The sequence below is a fragment of the Halalkalibacter flavus genome, from assembly GCF_036663575.1.
In the GTDB taxonomy this organism is placed as follows: domain Bacteria; phylum Bacillota; class Bacilli; order Bacillales; family Bacillaceae_D; genus Halalkalibacter; species Halalkalibacter flavus.
Genome location: NZ_JAWRVK010000314.1, coordinates 1 through 255, shown reverse-complemented (window position 1 = coordinate 255; position 255 = coordinate 1). Strand labels below are relative to the sequence as shown.

At 65.5% G+C, this 255-nt stretch carries 1 protein-coding gene; it reads left to right on the top strand.

Annotation, left to right across the window (positions count from 1 at the left end; all coding sequences use genetic code 11):
• On the top strand, positions 1–255 hold a 255-nt coding region (locus SAY88_RS25320), incomplete at both ends, for an ABC transporter permease subunit (protein ID WP_332635197.1).

The following is a 255-nucleotide window of genomic DNA, read 5'->3' as shown; positions in this document are numbered from 1 at the left end:
CCCGGGCCAAGGGGCTTGCGGAGCGGGTGGTGCTCTACAAGCACGCCCTCAGGAACGACCTCATCCCCATCGTGACCTTGGTGGGCCTGGCCATTCCCGGCGTCCTGGGCGGGGCCACCATCACCGAGACCATCTTCAGCTACCCCGGCATGGGCCGGGCCATCTTTGACGCCCTGGTGGAAAAGGACTACAACGTGGCCATGGCCGCCTTGGCCTTCTTGGCCCTGATGACCGCCCTTTTCAACCTACTGGCGG